The 20,996-nt window shown below is 67.3% G+C and carries 21 protein-coding genes; 9 read left to right on the top strand and 12 right to left on the bottom strand.

Going from position 1 to position 20,996, the window contains the following annotated elements; genetic code table 11:
* The first annotated feature begins 4 nt into the window (after positions 1–4).
* The gene (gene aftC, locus ACZYZ7_RS02590) at positions 5–1,297 is read left to right on the top strand and encodes an arabinofuranan 3-O-arabinosyltransferase (RefSeq protein ID WP_463740537.1); all 1,293 of its coding nucleotides are present in this window, start codon (positions 5–7) and stop codon (positions 1,295–1,297) included.
* Here the strand turns inward: aftC and ACZYZ7_RS02585 are convergent.
* Positions 1,289–1,861 (bottom strand): class I SAM-dependent methyltransferase, encoded by a 573-nt coding sequence (locus tag ACZYZ7_RS02585; protein WP_450068974.1) that lies wholly within the window; start codon positions 1,859–1,861, stop codon positions 1,289–1,291. The genes aftC and ACZYZ7_RS02585 overlap by 9 nt on opposite strands.
* A 189-nt stretch (positions 1,862–2,050) precedes the next feature.
* On the opposite strand from ACZYZ7_RS02585, the gene ACZYZ7_RS02580 reads away from it, so the two are divergent.
* Positions 2,051–2,494: a hypothetical protein gene (locus tag ACZYZ7_RS02580; RefSeq protein WP_210115507.1), complete on the top strand. Its 444-nt coding sequence runs from the start codon at positions 2,051–2,053 to the stop codon at positions 2,492–2,494.
* Between the two features lie 103 nt (positions 2,495–2,597).
* Positions 2,598–3,014, top strand: a complete 417-nt coding sequence (gene msrB, locus ACZYZ7_RS02575; protein WP_463740116.1) for a peptide-methionine (R)-S-oxide reductase MsrB — start codon at positions 2,598–2,600, stop codon at positions 3,012–3,014.
* Positions 3,015–3,024: 10 nt separating this feature from the next.
* Here msrB and ACZYZ7_RS02570 read toward each other — a convergent pair whose 3' ends face one another.
* From ACZYZ7_RS02570 to hemE, 4 genes are all read right to left on the bottom strand, one after another.
* Positions 3,025–3,768, bottom strand: a complete 744-nt coding sequence (locus ACZYZ7_RS02570; protein WP_450068971.1) for a class I SAM-dependent methyltransferase — start codon at positions 3,766–3,768, stop codon at positions 3,025–3,027.
* 117 nt (positions 3,769–3,885) lie between these two features.
* Positions 3,886–4,581 (bottom strand): hydrogen peroxide-dependent heme synthase, encoded by a 696-nt coding sequence (hemQ, locus tag ACZYZ7_RS02565; protein ID WP_044517907.1) that lies wholly within the window; start codon positions 4,579–4,581, stop codon positions 3,886–3,888.
* Positions 4,582–4,585: 4 nt separating this feature from the next.
* Positions 4,586–5,941: a protoporphyrinogen oxidase gene (locus tag ACZYZ7_RS02560; RefSeq protein WP_135453887.1), complete on the bottom strand. Its 1,356-nt coding sequence runs from the start codon at positions 5,939–5,941 to the stop codon at positions 4,586–4,588.
* Positions 5,938–6,999: a uroporphyrinogen decarboxylase gene (gene hemE / locus ACZYZ7_RS02555; protein WP_135453886.1), complete on the bottom strand. Its 1,062-nt coding sequence runs from the start codon at positions 6,997–6,999 to the stop codon at positions 5,938–5,940. The genes ACZYZ7_RS02560 and hemE overlap by 4 nt, the downstream gene beginning before the upstream one ends.
* A gap of 111 nt (positions 7,000–7,110) precedes the next feature.
* On the opposite strand from hemE, the gene ACZYZ7_RS02550 reads away from it, so the two are divergent.
* Both ACZYZ7_RS02550 and ACZYZ7_RS02545 read left to right on the top strand, forming a co-directional pair.
* Entirely contained in the window at positions 7,111–7,692 is a 582-nt protein-coding gene (locus tag ACZYZ7_RS02550; protein ID WP_135453885.1) for a DUF3000 domain-containing protein, read from the top strand.
* A 1-nt stretch (position 7,693) separates the two neighbouring features.
* Positions 7,694–8,944 carry an HRDC domain-containing protein gene (locus ACZYZ7_RS02545; protein ID WP_463740115.1) on the top strand — a complete coding sequence of 417 codons (1,251 nt, stop codon included), beginning with the start codon at positions 7,694–7,696 and terminating at the stop codon, positions 8,942–8,944.
* A gap of 3 nt (positions 8,945–8,947) precedes the next feature.
* Here the strand turns inward: ACZYZ7_RS02545 and ACZYZ7_RS02540 are convergent, their stop codons facing one another.
* Genes ACZYZ7_RS02540 through nhaA form a run of 3 tightly spaced genes read right to left on the bottom strand, consistent with a single transcriptional unit; the run spans position 8,948 to position 13,103 of the window.
* A complete protein-coding gene (locus ACZYZ7_RS02540; protein ID WP_450068969.1) occupies positions 8,948–9,847 on the bottom strand; it encodes an alpha/beta fold hydrolase in 900 nt (299 codons plus the stop codon).
* Positions 9,848–9,868: 21 nt separating this feature from the next.
* Positions 9,869–11,782, bottom strand: coding sequence for a 1-deoxy-D-xylulose-5-phosphate synthase (gene dxs, locus ACZYZ7_RS02535; RefSeq protein WP_450068968.1), 1,914 nt, complete (start codon positions 11,780–11,782; stop codon positions 9,869–9,871).
* 28 nt (positions 11,783–11,810) lie between these two features.
* Entirely contained in the window at positions 11,811–13,103 is a 1,293-nt protein-coding gene (gene nhaA / locus ACZYZ7_RS02530; RefSeq protein WP_463740114.1) for a Na+/H+ antiporter NhaA, read from the bottom strand.
* A gap of 189 nt (positions 13,104–13,292) precedes the next feature.
* Between nhaA and ACZYZ7_RS02525 the strand changes: the two genes are divergently transcribed.
* Positions 13,293–14,381 carry a GGDEF domain-containing protein gene (locus tag ACZYZ7_RS02525; protein WP_450068966.1) on the top strand — a complete coding sequence of 363 codons (1,089 nt, stop codon included), beginning with the start codon at positions 13,293–13,295 and terminating at the stop codon, positions 14,379–14,381.
* Positions 14,382–14,400: 19 nt separating this feature from the next.
* Here ACZYZ7_RS02525 and ACZYZ7_RS02520 read toward each other — a convergent pair whose 3' ends face one another.
* Together ACZYZ7_RS02520 and ACZYZ7_RS02515 are read right to left on the bottom strand one after the other, a co-directional pair.
* The gene (locus ACZYZ7_RS02520) at positions 14,401–15,621 is read right to left on the bottom strand and encodes a class I SAM-dependent RNA methyltransferase (RefSeq protein WP_463740113.1); all 1,221 of its coding nucleotides are present in this window, start codon (positions 15,619–15,621) and stop codon (positions 14,401–14,403) included.
* Positions 15,618–17,615, bottom strand: coding sequence for an APC family permease (locus tag ACZYZ7_RS02515; protein ID WP_450068964.1), 1,998 nt, complete (start codon positions 17,613–17,615; stop codon positions 15,618–15,620). Before ACZYZ7_RS02515 ends, ACZYZ7_RS02520 begins: the two co-directional genes overlap by 4 nt.
* A 105-nt stretch (positions 17,616–17,720) precedes the next feature.
* Between ACZYZ7_RS02515 and ACZYZ7_RS02510 the strand changes: the two genes are divergently transcribed.
* Both ACZYZ7_RS02510 and ACZYZ7_RS02505 read left to right on the top strand, forming a co-directional pair.
* Positions 17,721–18,395, top strand: coding sequence for a potassium channel family protein (locus ACZYZ7_RS02510; RefSeq protein ID WP_135453877.1), 675 nt, complete (start codon positions 17,721–17,723; stop codon positions 18,393–18,395).
* A complete protein-coding gene (locus ACZYZ7_RS02505) occupies positions 18,395–19,063 on the top strand; it encodes a potassium channel family protein (protein ID WP_135453876.1) in 669 nt (222 codons plus the stop codon). Before ACZYZ7_RS02510 ends, ACZYZ7_RS02505 begins: the two co-directional genes overlap by 1 nt.
* A 15-nt stretch (positions 19,064–19,078) precedes the next feature.
* Here the strand turns inward: ACZYZ7_RS02505 and ACZYZ7_RS02500 are convergent, their stop codons facing one another.
* Together ACZYZ7_RS02500 and ACZYZ7_RS02495 are read right to left on the bottom strand one after the other, a co-directional pair.
* The gene (locus ACZYZ7_RS02500; RefSeq protein WP_135459988.1) at positions 19,079–19,672 is read right to left on the bottom strand and encodes a DUF3159 domain-containing protein; all 594 of its coding nucleotides are present in this window, start codon (positions 19,670–19,672) and stop codon (positions 19,079–19,081) included.
* A 98-nt stretch (positions 19,673–19,770) separates the two neighbouring features.
* Positions 19,771–20,142 (bottom strand): OB-fold nucleic acid binding domain-containing protein, encoded by a 372-nt coding sequence (locus ACZYZ7_RS02495; RefSeq protein WP_044517882.1) that lies wholly within the window; start codon positions 20,140–20,142, stop codon positions 19,771–19,773.
* A gap of 134 nt (positions 20,143–20,276) precedes the next feature.
* Here ACZYZ7_RS02495 and ACZYZ7_RS02490 point away from each other — a divergent pair, with 134 nt between their 5' ends.
* Positions 20,277–20,996 (top strand): alpha/beta fold hydrolase, encoded by a 720-nt coding sequence (locus tag ACZYZ7_RS02490; RefSeq protein WP_450068963.1) that lies wholly within the window; start codon positions 20,277–20,279, stop codon positions 20,994–20,996.

The raw sequence follows: 20,996 nt of genomic DNA, 5'->3' as shown, positions 1-20,996 counted from the left end.
TTCGCTGGTGGCCGAAGCAGAATCCACGACCAATCCCATCAGAGTCGGTCTTCTGAACTCCTTCCGTCCCCGCACCTCCCCGCCGAGCACCGCCACGGTGCTGCGTTCGGTGCTGTGGCCGGTCGCGATTCTGTCGATCATCCATCGCAGCTACGTGCTGGCCACCAACGGCTACATCACCGACGATTTCGGTCCGGTGTACCGCGCGGTGTCGAACTTCCGTCGGCACTGGGCCATCTACAACGAACATTTCAACTTCGTCGACCCGCACTACCTCTACCCACCGGGCGGCACTCTGCTGCTGGCCCCGTTCGGGTTCCTGCCGGAGTTCGCGTCGCGGTTCTGGTTCGTCGGGATCAACTCCGCGGCAGTCATCATCGCCGCATGCGTACTGGTACGACTGTTCAAATTCTCATTGACCTCAGTAGCGCTGCCAGCCCTGCTGCTGGCCATGTTCTGCACCGAATCGGTCACCAACACACTGGTTTTCACAAACATCAACGGCTGCCTGCTGCTGGCCGAGGTGTTGTTCTTCTGGTTCCTGCTCAAGGGCGGCACCCGCAACGAACTTTTGGCAGGGGCGGCGATCGGCCTGACGCTGGTGGTGAAGCCGTCATTGGCACCGCTGCTGCTGTTGCCGGTGTTGAACCGGCAGTGGCGCACCCTGATCACCGCGTTCGGTGTGCCCCTGGCGTTCAACGCGGTGGCCTGGCCGCTGTCGGCGGACCCGATGGGCTTCGTGCGCAACACCGCGCCCTACATCCTTGAGACTCGCGACTACTTCAACTCCTCGATCCTGGGCAACGGCATCTACTACGGGCTGCCGATGTGGTTGATCATCGTGCTGCGCGTGGTCGCGGTGGTGCTGACGGTGGTCAGCCTGTGGCTGCTCTACCGCTACTACCGCGAACGCGACCAGCTGTTCTGGATGCTGACCTCGTCAGGCGTCCTGCTGATCAGCTCGTGGCTGGTGCTCGGACTGGCCCAGGGCTACTACTCGATGATGCTGTTCCCGTTCCTGATGACGGTGGTGCTGCCGAACTCGGTGATCCGCAACTGGCCGGCGTGGCTGGGGGTCTACGGGTTCATGACGATGGACCGCTGGCTGTTGTGGCGCTGGCCGACCACCGGCCGGTTCCTGGAGTACATGAAGATCACCTACGGCTGGTCACTCATGCTGGTCGTGGTGTTCTGCGTGCTGTACTTCCGCTACCTCGACGCCAAGCAGGACGGCAGGCTCGACGAGGGCATCGATCCGCCGTGGCTGAACCGTGCCAAGGAAGCCGAATCAGTCTGAGGTGAACTGCATGACCTGACCCGCCAGGCGGGTCCGGGTCTGCATCGGCAGGCCGTGGTGCGCGCAGACCTCATCGAGCTCGTCGGGTTCGACCAGCCGGAACGGTGACCGGTCGAGCCGGTGGATCGCCGTTGCCATCGGGGTTCGGGTCAGGTCGTAGCCAGTGAACACACCGCCCGGCCGCAACACCCGGGCGATCTCGGCGACGGCCTTCTCCCATTCCACGATGTGGTGCAGCATCAGGCAGCTCAGCACCGAATCGAACGAGTCGTCGGCGAATGGCAGGTCGGTGGCGTCGGCCCCACGCACGGTCACGTCTGGATATGCCTGCAGCCGCCGGGCGGCGGCGCGCACCATCGCCGGGTCGAAGTCGGTCGCGGTGATGGCCAGATCCGGATTGCCCTGCCGCAACCGGGCCGCGATATCGCCACTGCCCGAGCCGATTTCGAGAACATCGTGACCCAACCGATCGACCGGGATGCTACCGAGCACGGCCTGCCCGGTTCCCCCACGCCACAGCGCCGTCTTGCAGAATGCGCGCTCGATCCGTGACATCGCCGGCATGTGAGCTCCCCTGTCATAGGTGATTGATCCAGTCTCGAGCATCACGCGCGTCCCCGCCGGGCGCTTGGACGAATCTGCCAGATCAGTTCAACGCTCGCGCTCGCTCGATGAGCAAAAGTAGCCCAGCAGCACACACCCGATCCCCCGTGGCGGTAGCCTCACCTCACCAAATCGACCAAGGGGGCAACCATGAGCCAGGCCGACGACAACTATCTGCCTGCGGTGCCACCACCCATCCAGTCACAGCAGCCACCGCCGATCCTGCAGCCCAATCTCAGCCCACCGCCCGGCTACTTCGGCGCCACCGGCCCACAGCCTTACCTATACCCGGCCCCGCCCGCAGTCCAGGTCAACATGTATGCGCCGGCCGCGCCGACGAAAAACCCCGGGCTCGCGGCCTTGCTGGCCGGACTGTTCGGCTGCCTGGGAATGCTCTACGCAACGGTGCCGGGCGCCTTCATCATGTTCGGCATCAACGCGTTGCTGCTCATCATCGGATTCTTCACCCTCGGCTTGACCTGGTTCCTCTGGCTGTTCACCTGGATCGGCGGCATGGTGTGGGCCTACATGGCCGCTGACGCACACAACAAGAGACTGATGCCACCGCCCTACCCGCCCACCGCCCCGTACTGACCGGATGCGACCTGCTGACCCGATGCCGCGGTCACGGCGCCCCGCGCTCGTACGGATCCGTCATGCCTGGCGCGCACCGGCGGGCAACACGTAATTTGGGTTCATGACGACCGACGGTCCCAAGCTGCAACTGACCGATGACGAGTGGCGCGCGAAGCTGACCCCCGAGGAATTCGCGGTGCTGCGCCGGGCGGGCACCGAGCGGCCCTTCACCGGTGAGTACACCGACACCAAGACCGAAGGCGTGTATGAGTGCCGGGCCTGCGGCGCCGAGTTGTTCCGCAGCACCGAGAAATTCGAATCCCATTGCGGTTGGCCGTCGTTCTTCGATCCGGCCGATTCGGCCGCGGTGATCCTGCGGTCGGACACCTCGCTCGGCATGCGCCGCGTCGAGGTGCTGTGCGCGAACTGCCACAGCCACCTGGGGCACGTGTTCGAGGGCGAGGGCTACCCCACTCCGACCGATCAGCGGTACTGCATCAACTCGATCTCACTGAAGCTGGTACCCAAGACCGCCTGAGCGCCGCGCCTCAGTCCACGCGGGAGGCGTGCACCTCCCAGAACGGCATGTGCACCCGGCCGTCGACCAGCCATGGTTCGATCACCCGCAGTCGCTCCAGCAACGGGGCCATCTCGTCGGCCATGTCGGGGTTGCGCGCAGCCATCGTCTCGAAAACCTCGACGCTGACGTTGCCCTGGTAGGTGGTTGTTCCGAGATAGGTGATCTCCCAGCCTCCGTCGGGAAGGACTTCACGGAAATCGTCGGCAGTCATCGAACGCGGCATCCTGAAGCCGTTGACGTTGTGCTCACCGAACTCGTACATGTACAGCCGTGCACCGGGTTTGGTGGCCCGGTGCAGCGCCCGCGCGTAGGACTTCTGCAACTCGGGCTCACCGGTGAAGACGTGATAGAACGCGGTGTCGACGACGGTGTCGAATCTGCCCTCGAGGCCGTCGAGTTTCGTCGCGTCGGCCACCCGGAAATCCACTGTCACACCGGCCTGCCGAGCGTTCTGCCGGGCCCGCTCGATCGCGGCTGGCGACGCGTCAACACCCGTGGCCGACAACCCTTTTGACGCATAGTGGATGGCGTGGTGACCGGGCCCGGTGCCGGGATCGAGCACCTCACCCTTGACGGCGCCCAGCGCGACGAGCTGCTGCACGACCGGCTGGGGCCCACCGATGTCCCACGGTGTCGCGGCGGGCAGTCCATGTGCCGTCCGCTCATCGCGGTACATCTCTTCGAAGCGATCGGATTCTTGCGGAGCAGTCATGCCCGCGAGGGTAGACCCGCGATCTGAAAGCCCAGGTCAACTACCTTGGCCGGCAGACACAAATGTCCCCAACACGCCGGGTGTATGGGGACATCTGTGTCTGCTCGCGCAAGAAAACTACGGCAGCTTGGCGACCAGATCTTCGACGCTGACCCGCGGGCCGGTGAAGAACGGCGTCTCCTCGCGGGTGTGACGGCGGGCGTCGGTGGCCCGCAGATCGCGCATCAGGTCGACGATGCGATGCAGCTCGGGTGCCTCGAAGGCCAGGATCCACTCGTAGTCGCCGAGAGCGAACGCGGGCACCGTGTTCGCCCGCACGTCCTTGTAACCGCGGGCGGCCATGCCGTGCTCGGACAGCATGCGCCGGCGCTCTTCCTCGGGCAGCAGGTACCACTCGTAGGAGCGCACGAACGGGTACACGCAGATGTAGTTGCCCGGGTCCTCACCGGCGATGAAGGCCGGGACGTGGCTCTTGTTGAACTCGGCCGGGCGGTGCAGCGCCACGCTGCTCCACACCGGGTCGCTGACCCGGCCCAGCGCGGTGGTGCGCCGGAAGTCCGAATAGGTCGCCTGCAGCGCCTCGATGTTGTCGGCGTGGGTCCAGACCATGAAGTCCGCGTCGGCCCGCAGGCCGGCCACGTCGTACAGGCCGCGCACGACCACACCACGCTCTTCCTGGGTCTTGAAGAAGGCCGTCGCCTCGTCGATCACCGGGGTCCGTTCGTCGCCCAGTTCCCCGGGGCTCACCGCGAACACCGAGAACATCAGGTAGCGGATGGTGGAGTTCAGTTCGTCGTAGTCGAGCTTGGCCATACGCCTATCGTGCCACGCCGCTGTACACCAGTTCCGCGGCCGCCCGGGTGGCGGTGCCCACACACGCCGGCACCCCGATCCCGTCGAGATAACCGCCCGCCACCGCCAGCGTCGGGGGCAGTCCCGCACGTAGTTCGGCGACCAGATCACCGTGCCCGGGGCCGTACTGCGGCATCGCGTCGATCCAGCGGTGCACATGGCTGTCCACCGGGTCCACCGTGACACCGAACAGCGTGGTCAGATCGCGGGCCGACCAGGCCAGCAAGTCGTCATCGCCGGTGTTGGCGGCCATGTCGTCGCCATAGCGTCCGAACGACAACCGCACCATCTCGACGTTCCCGCGCCGGCCCCACTTGCGCGAGGACATCGTGACCGCCTTGGCATTGAGACGTTCCCCCGCGGCCACGAGTACACCCGACTGCTGCGGCAACGGTGTGCCGCCCGGCAGCGCCAGGGCCACGACCGCCGCCGAGGCCACCCGGATGCGCCGGGCGGCTGCTGCCGTGCGCGGAGCGATGTGTTCGATCAGTGACGGCAGGTGTGGCGCCGGCACCGCCAGCATCACCGCGTCGGCGTGCCAACTGGCGCCCTCATCGTCGAGCACCGACCAGCCGCCTCCACGACGGTCCACCCGCACCGCGGCGACCTGCGCCCACCGCACGTCGGCGCGGCGACGCAGCTCGTCCAGCAGCACGGTGTAGCCGCCGTCGACCGCCCCGAACACCGGTGCATCCGACGGTGGCGGCAGCGCCTCACGCACCGCCTCGGTGAGGCTGTGCGCCCCGCGGTCCAGTGCCGCCGCCAGCGACGGCACCGCCGAACGCAACCCGATCGTCGCCGAGGAGCCCGCGTACACGCCGGTGAGCAACGGATCCACGGACCGGGTCACCACCTGCGAACCGAACCGGTCACCGACCAGCTCGGCGACCGACGGATCGGCGCCCGGGCTCCACCGCAGGGGCCGGGAGCGTTCATCGAGGATGCGCGCCACGGTCTCGTCGTCGACGAGACCGAGCAGCGACGACGCCTGCGCCGGAATGCCCTGCAGGGTGCCCTGCGGCAGCTGATGCAGCCGCGCCCCGCTGTAGATCAGCGGCCGGGTGCCGGTGGGGCTGAGCTGACGGCCGGCCAGGCCCAGCTCGGCGAGCAGGTCCAGCATCTCGGGTCGGCGCACCACGAACGCCTCGGCACCGACATCGAAGGGTTGCCCGCCGACCCGTTCGGTGCGCAACACCCCTCCGAGCCGGTCAGCCGGATCGAGCAGCGTGATCACCGCGCGCGGCCCGGCCGCGAGCCGCAATCGGTACGCCGCGACGAGTCCTGAAATACCGCCGCCGACAACGCAATAGGACACACTCACAGCGAGTGCACCAATGTCACCGCCTCGGTGATGATGCCGGGATCGGTCGCCGGCAGCACACCGTGGCCCAGGTTGAAGACGTGACCGGCCGCTCCGGCCGCCACTGCGGCACGCCCGTCCTCGACCACGCGGCGCACCGCGACCTCGGCCACCGGCCACCCCGCCAGCAGCACCACCGGATCGAGGTTGCCCTGCAGGGCACTGCCCGGTTTGACCCGGGCCGCGGCGTCGACCAGCGAGGTGCGCCAGTCCACCCCGACCATGGTGGCCGGCGCGGTGCCCAACGCCTCGGACATCGCCCCGAGCAGCTCGGCGGTGCCGACGCCGAAATGCGTCATCGGCACACCTGCCGGGGCCATGGCGGCGAACACCCGCGTGGTGTGCGGCAGCACGTAGGTGCGGTAGTCGGCCAGCGACAGCGTCCCGGCCCAGGAGTCGAACACCTGCAGGGCATCGGCCCCGGCGTCGACCTGGGCCTGCAGGAAGGTGATGGTCAGATCGGTCAGCGAAGTCATCAGCGCATGCCAGGTGGCCGGCTCCCCCAGCATCATCGCCTTGGTGCGCTCATGGTGACGGCTGGGGCCACCCTCCACCAGGTAGGAGGCCAGCGTGAACGGCGCGCCGGCGAAGCCGATCAGCGGCACGTCGCCCAGCTCGCGGACGAGCATCGAGACGGCCTCGGTGACCGGCGACACCTGCACCGGATCAAGCGGTTTCATGCCCTCGACATCGGCCACCGACCGGATCGGGTGTTCGATGACCGGGCCCACGTCCGGCACGATGTCCAGACCGATCCCGGCGGCCTTCAGCGGCACCACGATGTCGGAGAACAGGATCGCGGCGTCGACACCGTGCCTGCGCACGGGCTGCAGGGTGATCTCGCAGACCAGTTCGGGGTCGAAGCAGGCCTCCAGCATGCGGTGCTGGGCACGCAGCGCACGGTACTCCGGCAACGAGCGGCCGGCCTGCCGCATGAACCACACCGGCACACGGTGTGGGGTGCGGCCGCTCGCGGCGGCAAGATAGGGGGAATCGGGCAGCTCCCGGCGGGTATTCATCGGCTCCTATGGTGCCATGTGCCCGTGGGCGCAGGCCGTTGCCGGTTCGTGACGCCCGGACTTCGGCGCGCCTGCTTCCTGTCCTGGCAGTATCCGCTAGCGTCAAACGCCGTGACCTCTGCCGAACCGGCCCAGTTCCGGACGGCGGTGGCGGCGATGAACGCCACCACCGTACGGCCAGAAATCGAACTGGGTCCGATACGCCCGCCACAGCGGTTGGCGCCTTACAGCTACGCGCTGGGCGCCGAGGTCCGACATCCCGATACGGCGGTCATCCCGGAGCGCTCCGAGGGAGACGCGTTCGGCCGGCTGATCCTGCTGCACGACCCCGAAGGCGCCGAGGCCTGGGACGGCACCATGCGCCTGGTCGCCTACATCCAGGCCGACCTGGATTCCAGCGAAGCCATCGACCCCCTGCTGCCCGAGGTGGCCTGGAGCTGGCTGGTGGACGCCCTGGAATCGCGTGCCGAGCACGTCACCGCGCTGGGCGGCACCGTCACCGCCACCACGTCGGTGCGCTACGGTGACATATCCGGCCCGCCGCGGGCACACCAGCTTGAGCTGCGGGCCTCCTGGACCGCCACCGATCTGGAGTTAGGGCCGCATGTGGAGGCATTCTGTGAAGTGCTCGAGCACGCGGCCGGGTTGCCCCCGGCTGGTGTCACCGACCTGAGTACCCGTACGCGCGCGTGAGATGACTGACGAAGACCCAGACACTGCCGAGCCCCAAGAGGCCGACTCAACCCCGCTGCTCTCGCCCGCCGAAGGGGTTCCCGAGGTCTGCGTCACTGCGGGTGAGATCTCTTCTGCAGCAACCTCTCTTGCCAAAGGCAGCGGGCCCTTCGCGATCGATGCGGAACGTGCGTCCGGCTTCCGCTACTCCAACCGCGCGTACCTGGTGCAGATCCGTCGCTCCGGTTCGGGCACAGCGCTGATCGACCCGGTCAACCACGGTGGCTCCCCCATCGACGCGATGGCGCCGGTCGCCGAAGCCCTGTCCCAGGACGAATGGGTGCTGCACGCCGCCGATCAGGACCTGCCGTGCCTGTCCGAGATCGGCCTGCGCCCGGGCAAGCTCTACGACACCGAATTGGCGGGCCGGCTGGCCGGTTTCGAGCGGGTCAACCTGGCTGCGATGGTGCAACGGCTGCTCGGCCTGCAATTGATGAAGGGGCACGGCGCGGCCGACTGGTCCAAACGTCCACTGCCGCCGGACTGGCTCAACTACGCCGCCCTGGACGTCGAAGTGCTGCTGGAACTGCGCCACGCGATCGCCGCGGTCCTCGAAGAGCAGGGCAAAACCGACTGGGCGACACAGGAATTCGAGTACCTACGCACCTATGTGGCACAGCCCACCCGGCGTGACCGTTGGCGGCGCACCTCCGGCATCCACAAGGTGCGCAACCCGCAGGCATTGTCGGCCGTACGCGAGCTGTGGACCACCCGCGACTCCATCGCCCGCGGCCGCGACATCGCGCCCGGACGGATTCTGCCCGACGCCGCGATCATCAACGCGGCGACGGCCGATCCCAAGACCGTCGACGAGCTCATCGCGCTGCCGGTCTTCGGTGGCTCCAAACAGCGGAAAAGCGCCAAGGTCTGGCTGGACGCACTGAACCGGGCCAGGGAGAGCACCGACTCGCCCGAGGCCAACGACAGCCAGAGCGGCCCGCCCCCGGCAGCCCGTTGGGCCAGGCGCAAGCCGGAAGCCGCCGCCCGGCTCGAAGCCGCGCGCGCGGGCCTGGCCGAACTGTCGGAGCGCGTATCGGTGCCTGCCGAGAACCTCATCACCCCCGAGGTGGTGCGCCGACTGTGCTGGGACTGGCGTCCGGTCGCCGATGTGGCCACCGCAGTGGAGGAATTCCTCGTCGAGGCCAACGTCCGTCCGTGGCAGCGGGAGCTGACCGTGCCGGTGCTGACCAAGGCGCTCAGCTCCACCGACTGACGCTCACCCGCTGACCCGGTCGATGTGGGCCAGGAAATGCGACAGCACCGCCTGTGGATCCTCGATCTGCGGCCAGTGCGCGATGTCATCCGCGAGCATCACCACATCGGGATCGGGAATCACCTCGCGATAGCGCTTCGCCATGTGCCGCCCCGAATTCGGGTCCGACGGCCCGTCGATCAACCGCATCGACACCGAGGTCTCCCGCATCGCTCGTACCCACCGGTTCCGGTGGGTGTAGCGGTCGTTGACGAACCGGCCGACCTTGTGGATGACCCGCTTGCCGTCGTTGTACTCCAGGATCTGGTGGAACTTGTCCATGAGCTCCGGCGACGGTTTGGTGTTCACTCCGAACATCTCGTTGATGGTGGGCTCCACGATCCGACGCGAGAACCGACTGCCCTGCAGCGGACTCATGATGTCGCCCAACGGTGTTCGCGACATCACCTTCTGCAGCAGCCGTGGGGTGTAGGCCTCGTTGAACATTCCGCCGTTCAGCCAGGTGATCGAGTCGATGTCGAGTGCCCCGTAGGACCGTCCGCCGAACTCGTGGCGGGCCAACAGCTCCTGACCGACCGAATCACCCAGGTCATGGGCCAGGATGTGGGCACTTCCGACCCCGAGGTGATCCAGCAGCGCCTCGTGCATGTCGGCGTGGTCGGGTACTGAGTAGCCGTAGGCGACGGGCTTGTCGGAGAAACCCATCCCGATCATGTCCGGCGCGATGACGGTGAACCGCTCGGTCAAGGTGGGCCAGATCAGCGACCAGTCCCAAGAGTTGAACGGATATCCGTGAATGAGAAGAAGATTCGGTCCGCTTCCCTCGACCCGGTAGAAGATGTCGAAGCCCAGGTAGTCGAAAAACCGCCCGGCGTCCTTCCAGCTCTGCAATTCGGCATCCATGCCTGCAATCCTGCCCGGACGCTAGTCCACCTGATGCGTGACTTCCTGCTCGCCCTCCGACGCACCGATCGCGGCGATCCAGCCTGTGATCCGACGGGCGATGTGCTGGTCGGTCAGGCCGATCTCAGCGAGTACCTCGCCACGCGAAGCATGCTCCTGAAAGACCTGCGGGACACCGAGATCCCGGCACGGCACATCGATTTCGGAGTGGCGCAGCGCCGCCGACACCGACGAACCGATGCCGCCGTGCACACCGTTGTCCTCGACTGTGACCACCAGTTTGTGACCGCGGGCCAGCTCGCCGAGGGCCTCCGGGACCGGCAGGACCCAGCGCGGATCCACCACCGTGACACCGATGCCCTGATTGCGCAGTCGCTCGGCGACCGCCAGAGCCATCGTCGCGAACGAGCCCACCGCGACCAGTAGTACGTCGTGGTTCAGACCGGTTGCCGGGACGGCGAGCACATCGACGCCACCGCGCCGCTCGACTGCCGGAATGTCGTCGCCCACATCACCTTTGGGGAACCGGAGGGCGGTCGGGCCGTCGTTGACAGCCAGCGCCTCGCCGAGTTCTTCCCGGAGCCGCGCACCGTCGCGGGGGGCGGCGACCCGGATGCCCGGGATGATGCCGAGGATCGAAAGGTCCCAGACCCCGTTGTGGCTGGCCCCGTCCGGCCCGGTGACACCGGCCCGGTCCAACACCATGGTGACGGGCAGCTTGTGCAGCGCCACATCCATCATCAGCTGGTCGAACGCGCGGTTGAGGAACGTGGAGTAGATCGCCACCACCGGATGCAGGCCACCCATGGCGAGCCCGGCCGCCGAGGTCATGGCGTGCTGCTCGGCGATGCCGACGTCAAAGAACCTGTCGGGGAACCGATCCCGGAATGCACTCAGACCGGTCGGCCCGGGCATGGCCGCGGTGATCGCCACGATGTCGCGCCGTTTGCCGCCGATCCTGACCAGTTCGTCGGAGAACACCGACGTCCACCCGAGGCCCGACGCCTTGGTGGCCAGCCCGGTCTCGGGGTCGATCACGCCGCACGAGTGCATCTGATCGGCCTCGTCGTTCTCGGCATGCGTGTAACCCATGCCCTTGCGGGTGACCACGTGCACGATCACCGGGGCATTGAAGCCGCGGGCATTGCGCAGCGCGCTCTCCACCGCATGCTCGTCATGGCCGTCGATCGGACCGACGTACTTGATCCCCAGATCGGTGAACATCACCTGCGGGGCCACCGCGTCCTTGATGCCGGCCTTGATGCTGTGCATGCACTGATAGCAGAACTCGCCCACGATGGGCAGCCCGCGCACGGCCTTGCGGCCCTCTTCGAGGATCCGCTCGTAGGCCGGCTGCAGGCGCAGACCCGCGAGGTGGTCGGCGAAGCCACCGATGGTGGGCGCATAGCTGCGGCCGTTGTCGTTGACGACGATGACCACCGGGCGACCACCGGTGGCGATGTTGTTCAGCGCCTCCCAGCACATGCCGCCGGTCAGGGCGCCGTCACCGACGACCGCCACCACATGGCGATTGCGGTGTCCGGTCAGCTCGAAGGCCTTGGCCAGACCGTCGGCGTAGGACAGGGCCGTGCTGGCGTGGCTGGACTCCACCCAGTCGTGCTCGCTCTCGCTGCGCGACGGGTACCCCGACAGACCGTCCTTGCACCGCAGGGTGTCGAAATCCTGGGCGCGCCCGGTCAGCATCTTGTGCACGTACGCCTGATGGCCGGTGTCGAAGATGATCGGATCGTGCGGCGAATCGAACACGCGATGCAGCGCCAAGGTGAGTTCGACGACACCCAGATTGGGGCCAAGATGTCCGCCGGTTGCAGCGACCTTGTGGATCAGGAACTGACGGATTTCCTGTGCCAGATCAGTCAGCTCGGACTGTGACAGGTGCTGTAGATCAGCGGGACCGCGGACCTGTTCAAGCATCCAGCCAGTGTACGCACGCATCCCGAAGTCAGTCCTGCCGAGGCTGATAGACATCGGGCACACCGTCGTGGTCGGCATCGAGGGTTTCCAGCTGGTGGATACGGCGATATGCGGCATTGCGCGAAACCAGAACCACCGAGGCGAGTAGGCCTGCCACCACCGATCCGGTGACCACCGCGATCTTCACGTCGTCGTCGGCCACGGACGCATGCCCGAACGCCAGTTCACCGATGAGCAGCGACACCGTGAAACCGATCCCGGCCAACATCGCGACACCCAGCACATCCCGCCAGGCGAGATCCTCGTCCAGGCTCGCGTGGGTGAAACGGGCCAGCAAATATGTGGTTCCCAGCACACCGATGGGTTTCCCGAGCACCAGACCCGCGATCACCCCGATGGTCACCGGATGCGACAACGCCGTTGCGAAGCCCGACCAGCCACCGACCGTCACGCCCGCGGCGAAGAACGCGAACACCGGCACGGCGAACCCTGCCGAGAGCGGCCGTACGAGGTGTTCGAAGTGCTCGGCCGACGCATGGCGGCCCAGCACGGGAACGGTGAAACCGAGGACCACGCCGGCCACCGTGGCGTGCACGCCACTGGCATGCACGAGCGCCCAGGCCAGGATGGCCGGCGGCATCAGGATCCACCACTGACGTGCGCCCCGCTGCACCGCGAACGCATACAGCCCGATCGGGATCAACGCTGCCGCCAAGGGCCCGAACGCCACGTGGTCGGTGAAAAAAACCGCGATCACCGTGATGGCCAGCAGGTCGTCCACGACCGCCAGCGTCAGCAGGAAAATCCGCAGCGCCGCAGGCAGGTGGGTGGACACCACGGCCAGCACCGCCAGGGCGAAGGCGATGTCGGTGGCGATCGGCACCGCCCACCCGTCGATGTTCTCCGGATGGCCCGAGAACAGGTTGATCCCGACGAAGATCGCCGCGGGCACCACCATGCCGCCCACGGCCGCGGCGATGGGCAGCGCAGCGCGGGCCGGATCCCGCAGGTCCCCCGCGACGAACTCGCGCTTGAGCTCCACGCCAACCACGAAGAAGAAGACCGCCAGCAGGCCGTCGGCCGCCCAGGCCGACAGACTCAGGTCCAGATGCAGAGACTGTGGGCCGACGACGAACTCCGAGAGCCGGTGATAGCCGGATGACCACGGTGAATTGGCCCAGACCAGCGCCGCGCCCGCGGCGATCAGCAGCAACGCCCCGCCAACCGTCTCGGTGCGCAGCAGCTCCGACACGCGCTGCCACTCCGGCCAGGACCCGCGTGCCAGCAAGCGTCGAGTGCTGTGTTCACGGCGATCGTTCATCGGGCTCCTGGAGTCAGCATGCATCGAACGCCGACCAGACTTCCCGGCACACCTGCGGTTCACGCTAACAGGTGGAATACACGAGCAAATACCGACGAAGTCCGTGGCAGCGCCTCAAACCGGCGGCAAAACACCGACCATCATGATTACGTAGGGTGTTAGACGAAGTCGATTACTCCGGGGTGCGGGTTGAGTCCATTCGATAACTACTACGCGCGTACTGCCCTGCTCGCTGCGCAGGGCAAGCGCATCTGGATGCAACGCCTCGTCGGGGTCACCATCATCGGACTGAGTCTGGTCCCGCTGCTGTTGCTGGTCAGCCCGAAAGGTCCGCACGGCGGCCTCCAGTACGTGGCTGTGGCCGTGGCCATCGGCGGCCTGACCCTCGCGCAGTGGTGGTGGCGGCGGCAGTGGCCCAGCCGCACCCAGTCGTGGAGCGTCGTGTCCATCGGCACCGCCTGTATCGCGGCGACCTGCATCCTGCTGGTGGACCCGGTTGTCGGGCTGATGGGTTCCAGCTCGTTAAGCCTGATCACCGCCTATACGGCCTTCCTGCACAGTCGCCGGGTGCTGCACCTGACCTGGGTGGCCTCCGGCGCGGTGGTGGCCTTCCTGGGCGTGCGGGTAGGGCTGACGGATGTCTGGCTGGGGGCCGTGGGCACGCTGGTGGCGCTCCTCGTGATCCTGAGTACCTCGGCGCTGTGCCGGATGGCGGTCGAGTTGATCGAACCCGACCGGGTCCAGCACCCGGGCGAGATCGACCCGTTGACCGGCCTGCTCAACCGCGAGGCGTTCGACATGCACACCGCCACGATGCTGGGGTCCCACAGCCGCCACGACGACCAGTACCTGGTGATCGTGGCGGTCGGCATCGATGACATGGCGCTACTGAGCGACATGGACGGCAGCCACAGCACGTTCCATGCCCGGGTTGCCGTCGCCCAGGCCATCCGGGAGACCGTTCGCCACAAAGTCCCGCTGGCCCACGTGTCCGACAGCGAATTCCTGATCGCCGACGTGTTCAAGACCAACGACCCCTCACCCCTGGTCAACCGGATCCGGATGGCCATCACCACTACGCCCATGCGCCTGACGGCCAGCATCGGCACGGCCTGCAGCCAGTTGCGCCCGCTGACCGAACTGCCCACCCCGCAGGTCGTCGACGCCCTCGTGGCACTTGCCGACACCGCGATGAACCAGTCGAGGGCCCAGGGCGGCAATCGGGCCACCTATGCGCATTTCCCCACTCCGACGATCGGCCCCGACGCCCAGGAGTGAACGGGGCCGCCCGTCCTGATCAGCGGGTCAGCACCGCGACGCACTCCACATGGTGGGTGAGCGGGAAGGAATCGAACACCCGCAGATCCTCCACGGTATAGCCGTGCCGTAGATACAGCCCGATGTCGCGGGCAAATGACGCTGCCTCGCAACCGATGTGGATGACCCGCGGCACGCCGGTGTCGGCCAGCGCATCGATCACCTCGCGGCCGGCGCCGGTGCGCGGCGGGTCGAGCACCGCGACGTCGGGACGTCCCGACTCGGCAGACAGGGCGCGTCGCACCGAGTCGGTGACCACCGAGACCCAGGGCAGGTCGGCCAGTGCGGTGCGCGCCGCACGCGACGCCCCACGCGAGGTATCGACGCTCAGCACGCGACCGTCGGGCCCGACATGTTCGGCCAGCGTCGCGGCGAAAACTCCGGCACCGCCGTACAGGTCCCACGCCGTCATGCCCGGCTGCAGCCCGGACCATTCGGCCACCAGCCCGCTGTAGAGGGCGGCTGCATCGCGGTGGGCCTGCCAGAACGCCGTCACCGGCAGCATCCACTGCCGTCCGCCGACGCGCTGCACCGCCTCGTAATCGCCCTCGATGACGCGGGTGGCATTTTTGGGGCCGGCCGCGCGGCTGCCTTTACCGCCGGCCGGCTTGGGGCCCGATTGCACGATGTGCCTGCGGCCGTCGGAGTCCAACACCACGTGCACGTGCGCCCCTGGTGCCCAACGCATCCCGGCCAGGCCGTCGGTCAGCTCGGCGGGCAGTTGTCCGCAATCGAGGTCGGTGACCAGTTCGGCGCTGTGGTAGCGGTGGAACCCGGCCCGGCCGTCGGCGGTGGTGTCCAACCGCACGCGGGTCCGCCAGCCGCGGGCCTCACCGGTGCCGACCGGTTCGGCCACGGCGGTTTCCTCGTCGCGCCAGGTGAATCCGCCCAGCCGGGCCAACTGGTTGGCCACCACCGAGCCCTTGAGCCGCCGCGCCGCCGTTGGCTCGGCGAACGCCAGATCGCAGCATCCGGCACCGTCTACCCCGGCGATCGTGCACAGCGAGGAAACCCGGTCCGGCGAAGCTTCGACGACCTCGACAACCTCTGCGTGCCAATACGATCCACGTTCGTCGAACACGTTGACCCGCACCGTCTCACCGGGCAGGGCATACCGGACGAACACTACGCGCCCGTCATGGCGGGCCACACAACTGCCACCGTTGGCAGCCGGGCCCGTGGTCAGCGTCAGTTCCGTCATTCCAGGAATCCTCTACGCGCATCGCCCGGGGTGACCCGGGGCTGCAGCGCCCTCAAGCGCTCCGACGAATTCAGTTGCCACGGAACCGATGTCACCATCACGTTCGGAATGAACAACAGCCGGCCCTTCAGGCGCAACGCACTCTGGTTGTGCAACACCTGTTCCCACCAGTGACCCACGACGTATTCCGGGATGAACACCGTCACCACGGTCCGCGGCGATTCCTTGGTCACCCGTCTGACGTAATCCAATACCGGGCGCGTGATTTCGCGATAGGGAGAAGCGATGACCTTCAGCGGCACACTGACATCGCTGTCCTCCCACTGGTGCACCAGGGCACGGGTCTCGGCGTCGTCGACGCTGACGGTGATCGCCTCCAACACGTCCGGCCGGGTCGCTCGCGCATAGGCCAGCGCCCGCTTGGTCGGCAGGTGCAGCTTCGACACCAGGACCACCGCGTGGTTGCGGCTGGGCAGCACGATGTCGCCGTCTTCACCCTCGTCCTGCCCCTCGAGCTCGTGGGCCACGGTGTCGTAGTGCTTGTGGATGAGTTTCATGATCACGAACAGGGCGCTCATCGCCAGGATCGCGATCCAGGCACCGGCCAGGAACTTGGTCACCACCACGACCACCAGCACCGTGCCGGTAGCCGTCAGACCGACCGCGTTGATGATCCGCGACCGCATCATGTGCCGCCGCACCGCCGGATCGGTTTCGGTGCGTAACAACCGGGTCCAGTGCCGGACCATGCCGATCTGGCTGAGCGTGAACGACACGAACACGCCCACGATGTAGAGCTGGATCAGCGCCGTCACCTCGGCGCGGAAAGCCACCACGAAGGCGATCGCGGCGAAGGCCAAGAACAGGATGCCGTTCGAGAACGCCAGCCGGTCACCGCGGGTGTGCAGCTGCCGCGGCAGGTACCGGTCCTGGGCCAGGATCGACCCCAGCACCGGAAACCCGTTGAACGCGGTGTTCGCCGCCAGCACCAGGATCAACGCGGTGACCCCCGCGATCAGGTACAGACCCACCGGGAAGTTGTGGAACACCGCGTCGGCGAGCTGCGCGATCAACGTCTTCTGGTGGTAATCGGCCGGCGCACCGATCAACTGCTCTTGGGGCCGTTCGGCCATCTGCACTCCTGTCGCCTTCGACAGCAGGATGATCCCCATGAACAAGGTGACCGAGATCACCCCGAGCAGCAGCAGGGTGGTCGCTGCGTTGCGCGACTTGGGCTTACGGAAGGCTGGCACCCCGTTGCTGATCGCCTCGACACCGGTCAGCGCCGCCGAACCCGAGGAGAACGCCCGAGCCACCAGGAACACGAGTGCGAAGCCGAGCACCTCGCCGTGCTCGGGACGCATCTCGAAACCGGCGGATTCCGCGCGCAGCGGGTGATCCAGAACGTAGATCTGGAACAGGCCCCAGCCCAGCATGATGTACATGCCGATCATGAAGGCGTAGGTGGGAATCGCGAACGCGGTGCCCGATTCCCGCAACCCGCGCAGGTTCATCGACGCCAGCAGCAGGATCGCCACCACCGCGAACAGCACCTTGTGCTGCGCGACGAACGGCACCGCCGAGCCGATGTTCGACATCGCCGACGACATCGACACCGCAACTGTCAGCACGTAATCCACCATCAGCGCGCTGGCGACCGTGAGCCCCGCGGTGGGCCCGAGGTTCGTGGTGACGACCTCGTAATCCCCGCCGCCGGACGGATACGCATGCACGTTCTGCCGGTAACTCGCGATCACGATCAACATGACGCCTGCGACCGCAAGGCCGATCCACGGCGTCAGGGAATAGGCGGTCAGCCCTGCCACCGACAGCACCAGGAAGATCTCCTCCGGCGCGTAGGCGACCGACGACAAAGCGTCGGAGGCGAACACCGGCAGAGCGATTCGCTTGGGCAGAAGGGTGTGAGAGAGCTTGTCGCTGCGGAACGGCCGCCCCAGTACCAACCGGCGCGTCGCCGTCGAAAGCTTGGACACGAGAGCCAAGACTAAGCCCGAAAGGGAAAAGTCGTCACAAAGCTGTAGCGTTCGAGGGCACGGACAGTGCAACAGCACGTTTCTGCCACCGGAAAGGACCGTCGGGTGCGTGTAGTCGTCATGGGGTGCGGCCGGGTAGGCGCCTCCCTCGCAGACAGCCTGGCCCGTATCGGCCACGAGGTCGCGGTCATCGACCGTGACAGCACCGCGTTCCACCGGCTGTCGCCGGAGTTCGCCGGCGAGCGCGTGCTCGGGATGGGCTTCGACCGCGACGTGCTGCTGCGCGCCGGAATCGAAGAGGCCGGCGCGTTCGCCGCGGTCTCCTCGGGCGACAACTCCAACATCATCTCGGCCCGGGTGGCCCGCGAAACGTTCGGTGTCGAGCGCGTGGTGGCGCGTATCTACGACGCCAAACGTGCCGCGGTCTACGAGCGGCTGGGCATCCCCACCGTGGCCACGGTGCCGTGGACCACCGATCGACTGCTCAACGTGTTGACCAGGGAGACCGAGACCACCAAGTGGCGGGATCCGTCGGGCAACGTGGGCGTGGCCGAACTTCCGCTGCACCAGGATTGGGCCGGGCACCTGGTCACTGATCTGGAGGCCGCCACCGGCGGCCGGGTGGCCTTCATGATCCGGTTCGGCAACGGCTACCTGCCCGAACCGAAGTCCGTGATCCAGGCCGGCGACCAGGTGTACGCGGCCGCCGTGTCCGGGCACATCGCCGAGGCACTGGCCATCGCGGCGCTGCCGCCGAGCGAGGACTTGGAGTCCCACTGATGAAAGTTGCCATCGCCGGGGCCGGCGCCGTCGGCCGCTCCATCGCCCGCGAGCTGCTCGACAGCAATCACGACGTGACGCTGCTGGAGCGCAATCCCGACCATATCGACGTCGACGCCATCCCGGCCGCGCACTGGCGGCTCGGTGACGCCTGCGAGCTCTCCGTGATGGAATCGGTCAAGCTCGAAGAATTCGACGTGGTGATCGCGGCGACCGGTGACGACAAGGTCAATGTCGTCGTCAGCCTGTTGGCCAAGACCGAATTCGCGGTGCCCCGGGTGGTGGCCCGCGTCAACGATCCACGCAACGAGTGGCTGTTCGACGAGAACTGGGGCGTGGACGTGGCCGTGTCGACGCCACGCATGCTCGCCTCGCTCGTGGAGGAGGCCGTTGCGGTCGGTGATCTGGTGCGCCTGATGGAGTTCCGTAAGGGGCAGGCCAGCCTGGTCGAGATCACGCTGCCCGACGACACCCCGTGGGGCGGACGTCCCGTCCGGCGTCTCGACCTGCCCCGTGACACCGCGCTGGTGACGATCCTGCGCGGGGCCAGGGTGATCGTGCCCGAATCCGATGAGCCCCTCGAAGGTGGCGACGAACTGTTGTTCGTGGCCGTCACCGAGTCCGAGGACGAACTGCGGGAACTGCTGCTGCATCCGGCGCCGCGCTAGCCCGGCGTACCGCGCTCAGTCGGCGCTTTGAGCCGCGTCCTGCGCGTGTAGGGCGCGCTGCGCGGCCCGGATGGCCAGATAGGTCACCAACGCGGCGACGGCGGTCAGCGGCCAGCCCATCGCGATCCGCGCGAAGCCCAGCCAGCCCGTCTGGTCGGAGTCATAGAGGTACTGCTGAACCAGAAATCGCGATGCGAACACCGCGACCCAGGTGAGCGTGGCGACATCGAAAGCCACCACGGCCCGACGGACATCACGCCAGGCCCGGTCGTGTGAATTCACCCAGCCCCAGATGTAGCCGACCAGCGGGCGCCGGATCAGCACCGACACCCCGAACACGACGGCGTATACCAGTGAGCTCCAGATCCCAAGCAGGAAATAGCCTTTCGACTCCCCCACCACGTAGGCGATCAGGGCACTGACGCCGACGGCGAAGAACCCCGACACCGCGGGCTGAACGGATTCTCGGCGGATCAACCGCCAGATCAGGATCAGGGTCGCCACGCCGAGCGCGGCGGCGATCGCGGGCATCAGCCCGAACGTGGTGGAAACCGGGACGAACACCACCACCGGCAGCGATGAATAGATCAGCCCGCTGATGCCGCCCATCTGGTCGAGCACCGCTCGGCCGCCGCCATGGGCAGGGGTGGGCGCCGGATCACTCTCGGGGGGCTGAGGTGCGTCGCCTGTGTTCTTTTCGGCCTGGCTCACTTCTGGATTTCGTAGCGGGGGTTGTAAATCGCCTTGGCGCCGTTCTCCAGCTTGCCGACCCGGCCGTGCACCCGCAGGGTACGGCCCGACTCGATACCCGGAATGCGGCGCTGCCCGAGCCACACCAACAACACCGTGTCGGTCCCGTCGAACAGTTCGGCTTTGATACCGCCGGAACACCCCTTGCCGTTACATTCGACGCTGCGCAGAGTGCCGACCATCGTCACTTCCTGGCCGCGCTGCGCGTCGATCGCCCTGAGCGCGCCGGTATTGGCGGCCTCGTCGCTGAGCTCTTCGACATCAAGCTGTTCGGGGTCTTCCGTCAGGCGTCGCGTAAGCCGGCGCAGATACCCTTCGGCCGTAGCCATGGCCTCTCCTGACCTTCTGCAGATCCACTGTGAATCCGCCCAACCAAGGCCACGGTAGACCTCTTGTTGAGGGAATGCCACGTGGGGTACGGGTCGGCGCGCCGAGGATTTGACGGGGCAGGCACGATCGTGTGATGAGCGTCATTCTGCGCGGTGTCCCAACCGTTCTGCTGCCCGGTACCGGGTCCGACGATAACTACGTCTACCGGGCATTTTCGGGTGCGTTGCACGCCGCCGAAGCTCTGGTGGTGACCCCACCACCCACGCCGGACCGGCTTGTCGAGGGTTACCTGCACGCGCTGGATGACGCGGCCCGATCGGGCCCGATCGCGGTCGGCGGAGTGTCCATCGGCGCCGTCGTGGCGCTCCGGTGGGCGTTGGACCACCCCGGCCACACCGTGGCGGTGCTGGCCGCCCTGCCGCCATGGACGGGCTCCTCCCAGCACGCCCCTGCCGCGCTGTTGGCCCGGCAGTCGGCGGAGCTGTTGCGCCGGGACGGGTTGGCCGCCACGGTCGCGCAGATGCGTGCCTCCAGCCCGCCGTGGCTGGCCGACGAACTGGCCCGCTCCTGGGTGGGCCAGTGGCCGACCCTGCCCGATGCGATGGAGGAAGCCGCCGGTTACCGCGCACCCGGCAGTGCCGAACTCGAACAACTCGCGGTACCCATGGGCGTCGCGGTGGCCACCGATGATCCCGTGCATCCGGCCGAGGTCGGATACGAGTGGGTGACCGCGGCGCCGCGGGCGGCGCTGCGGTCGGTCACGCTCGACCAGATGGGGGTCGATACCGGCGTGCTGGGTGCGGCATGCCTGGCGGCGCTGCAGGAGGCCGCGAGCGACACCGTGGGGCGTTGA

This window comes from Mycobacterium sp. IDUB_17 (assembly GCF_055419465.1).
The sequence above is the reverse complement of the archived record's forward strand: the minus strand, read 5'-3'. Positions and strand labels throughout refer to the sequence as shown.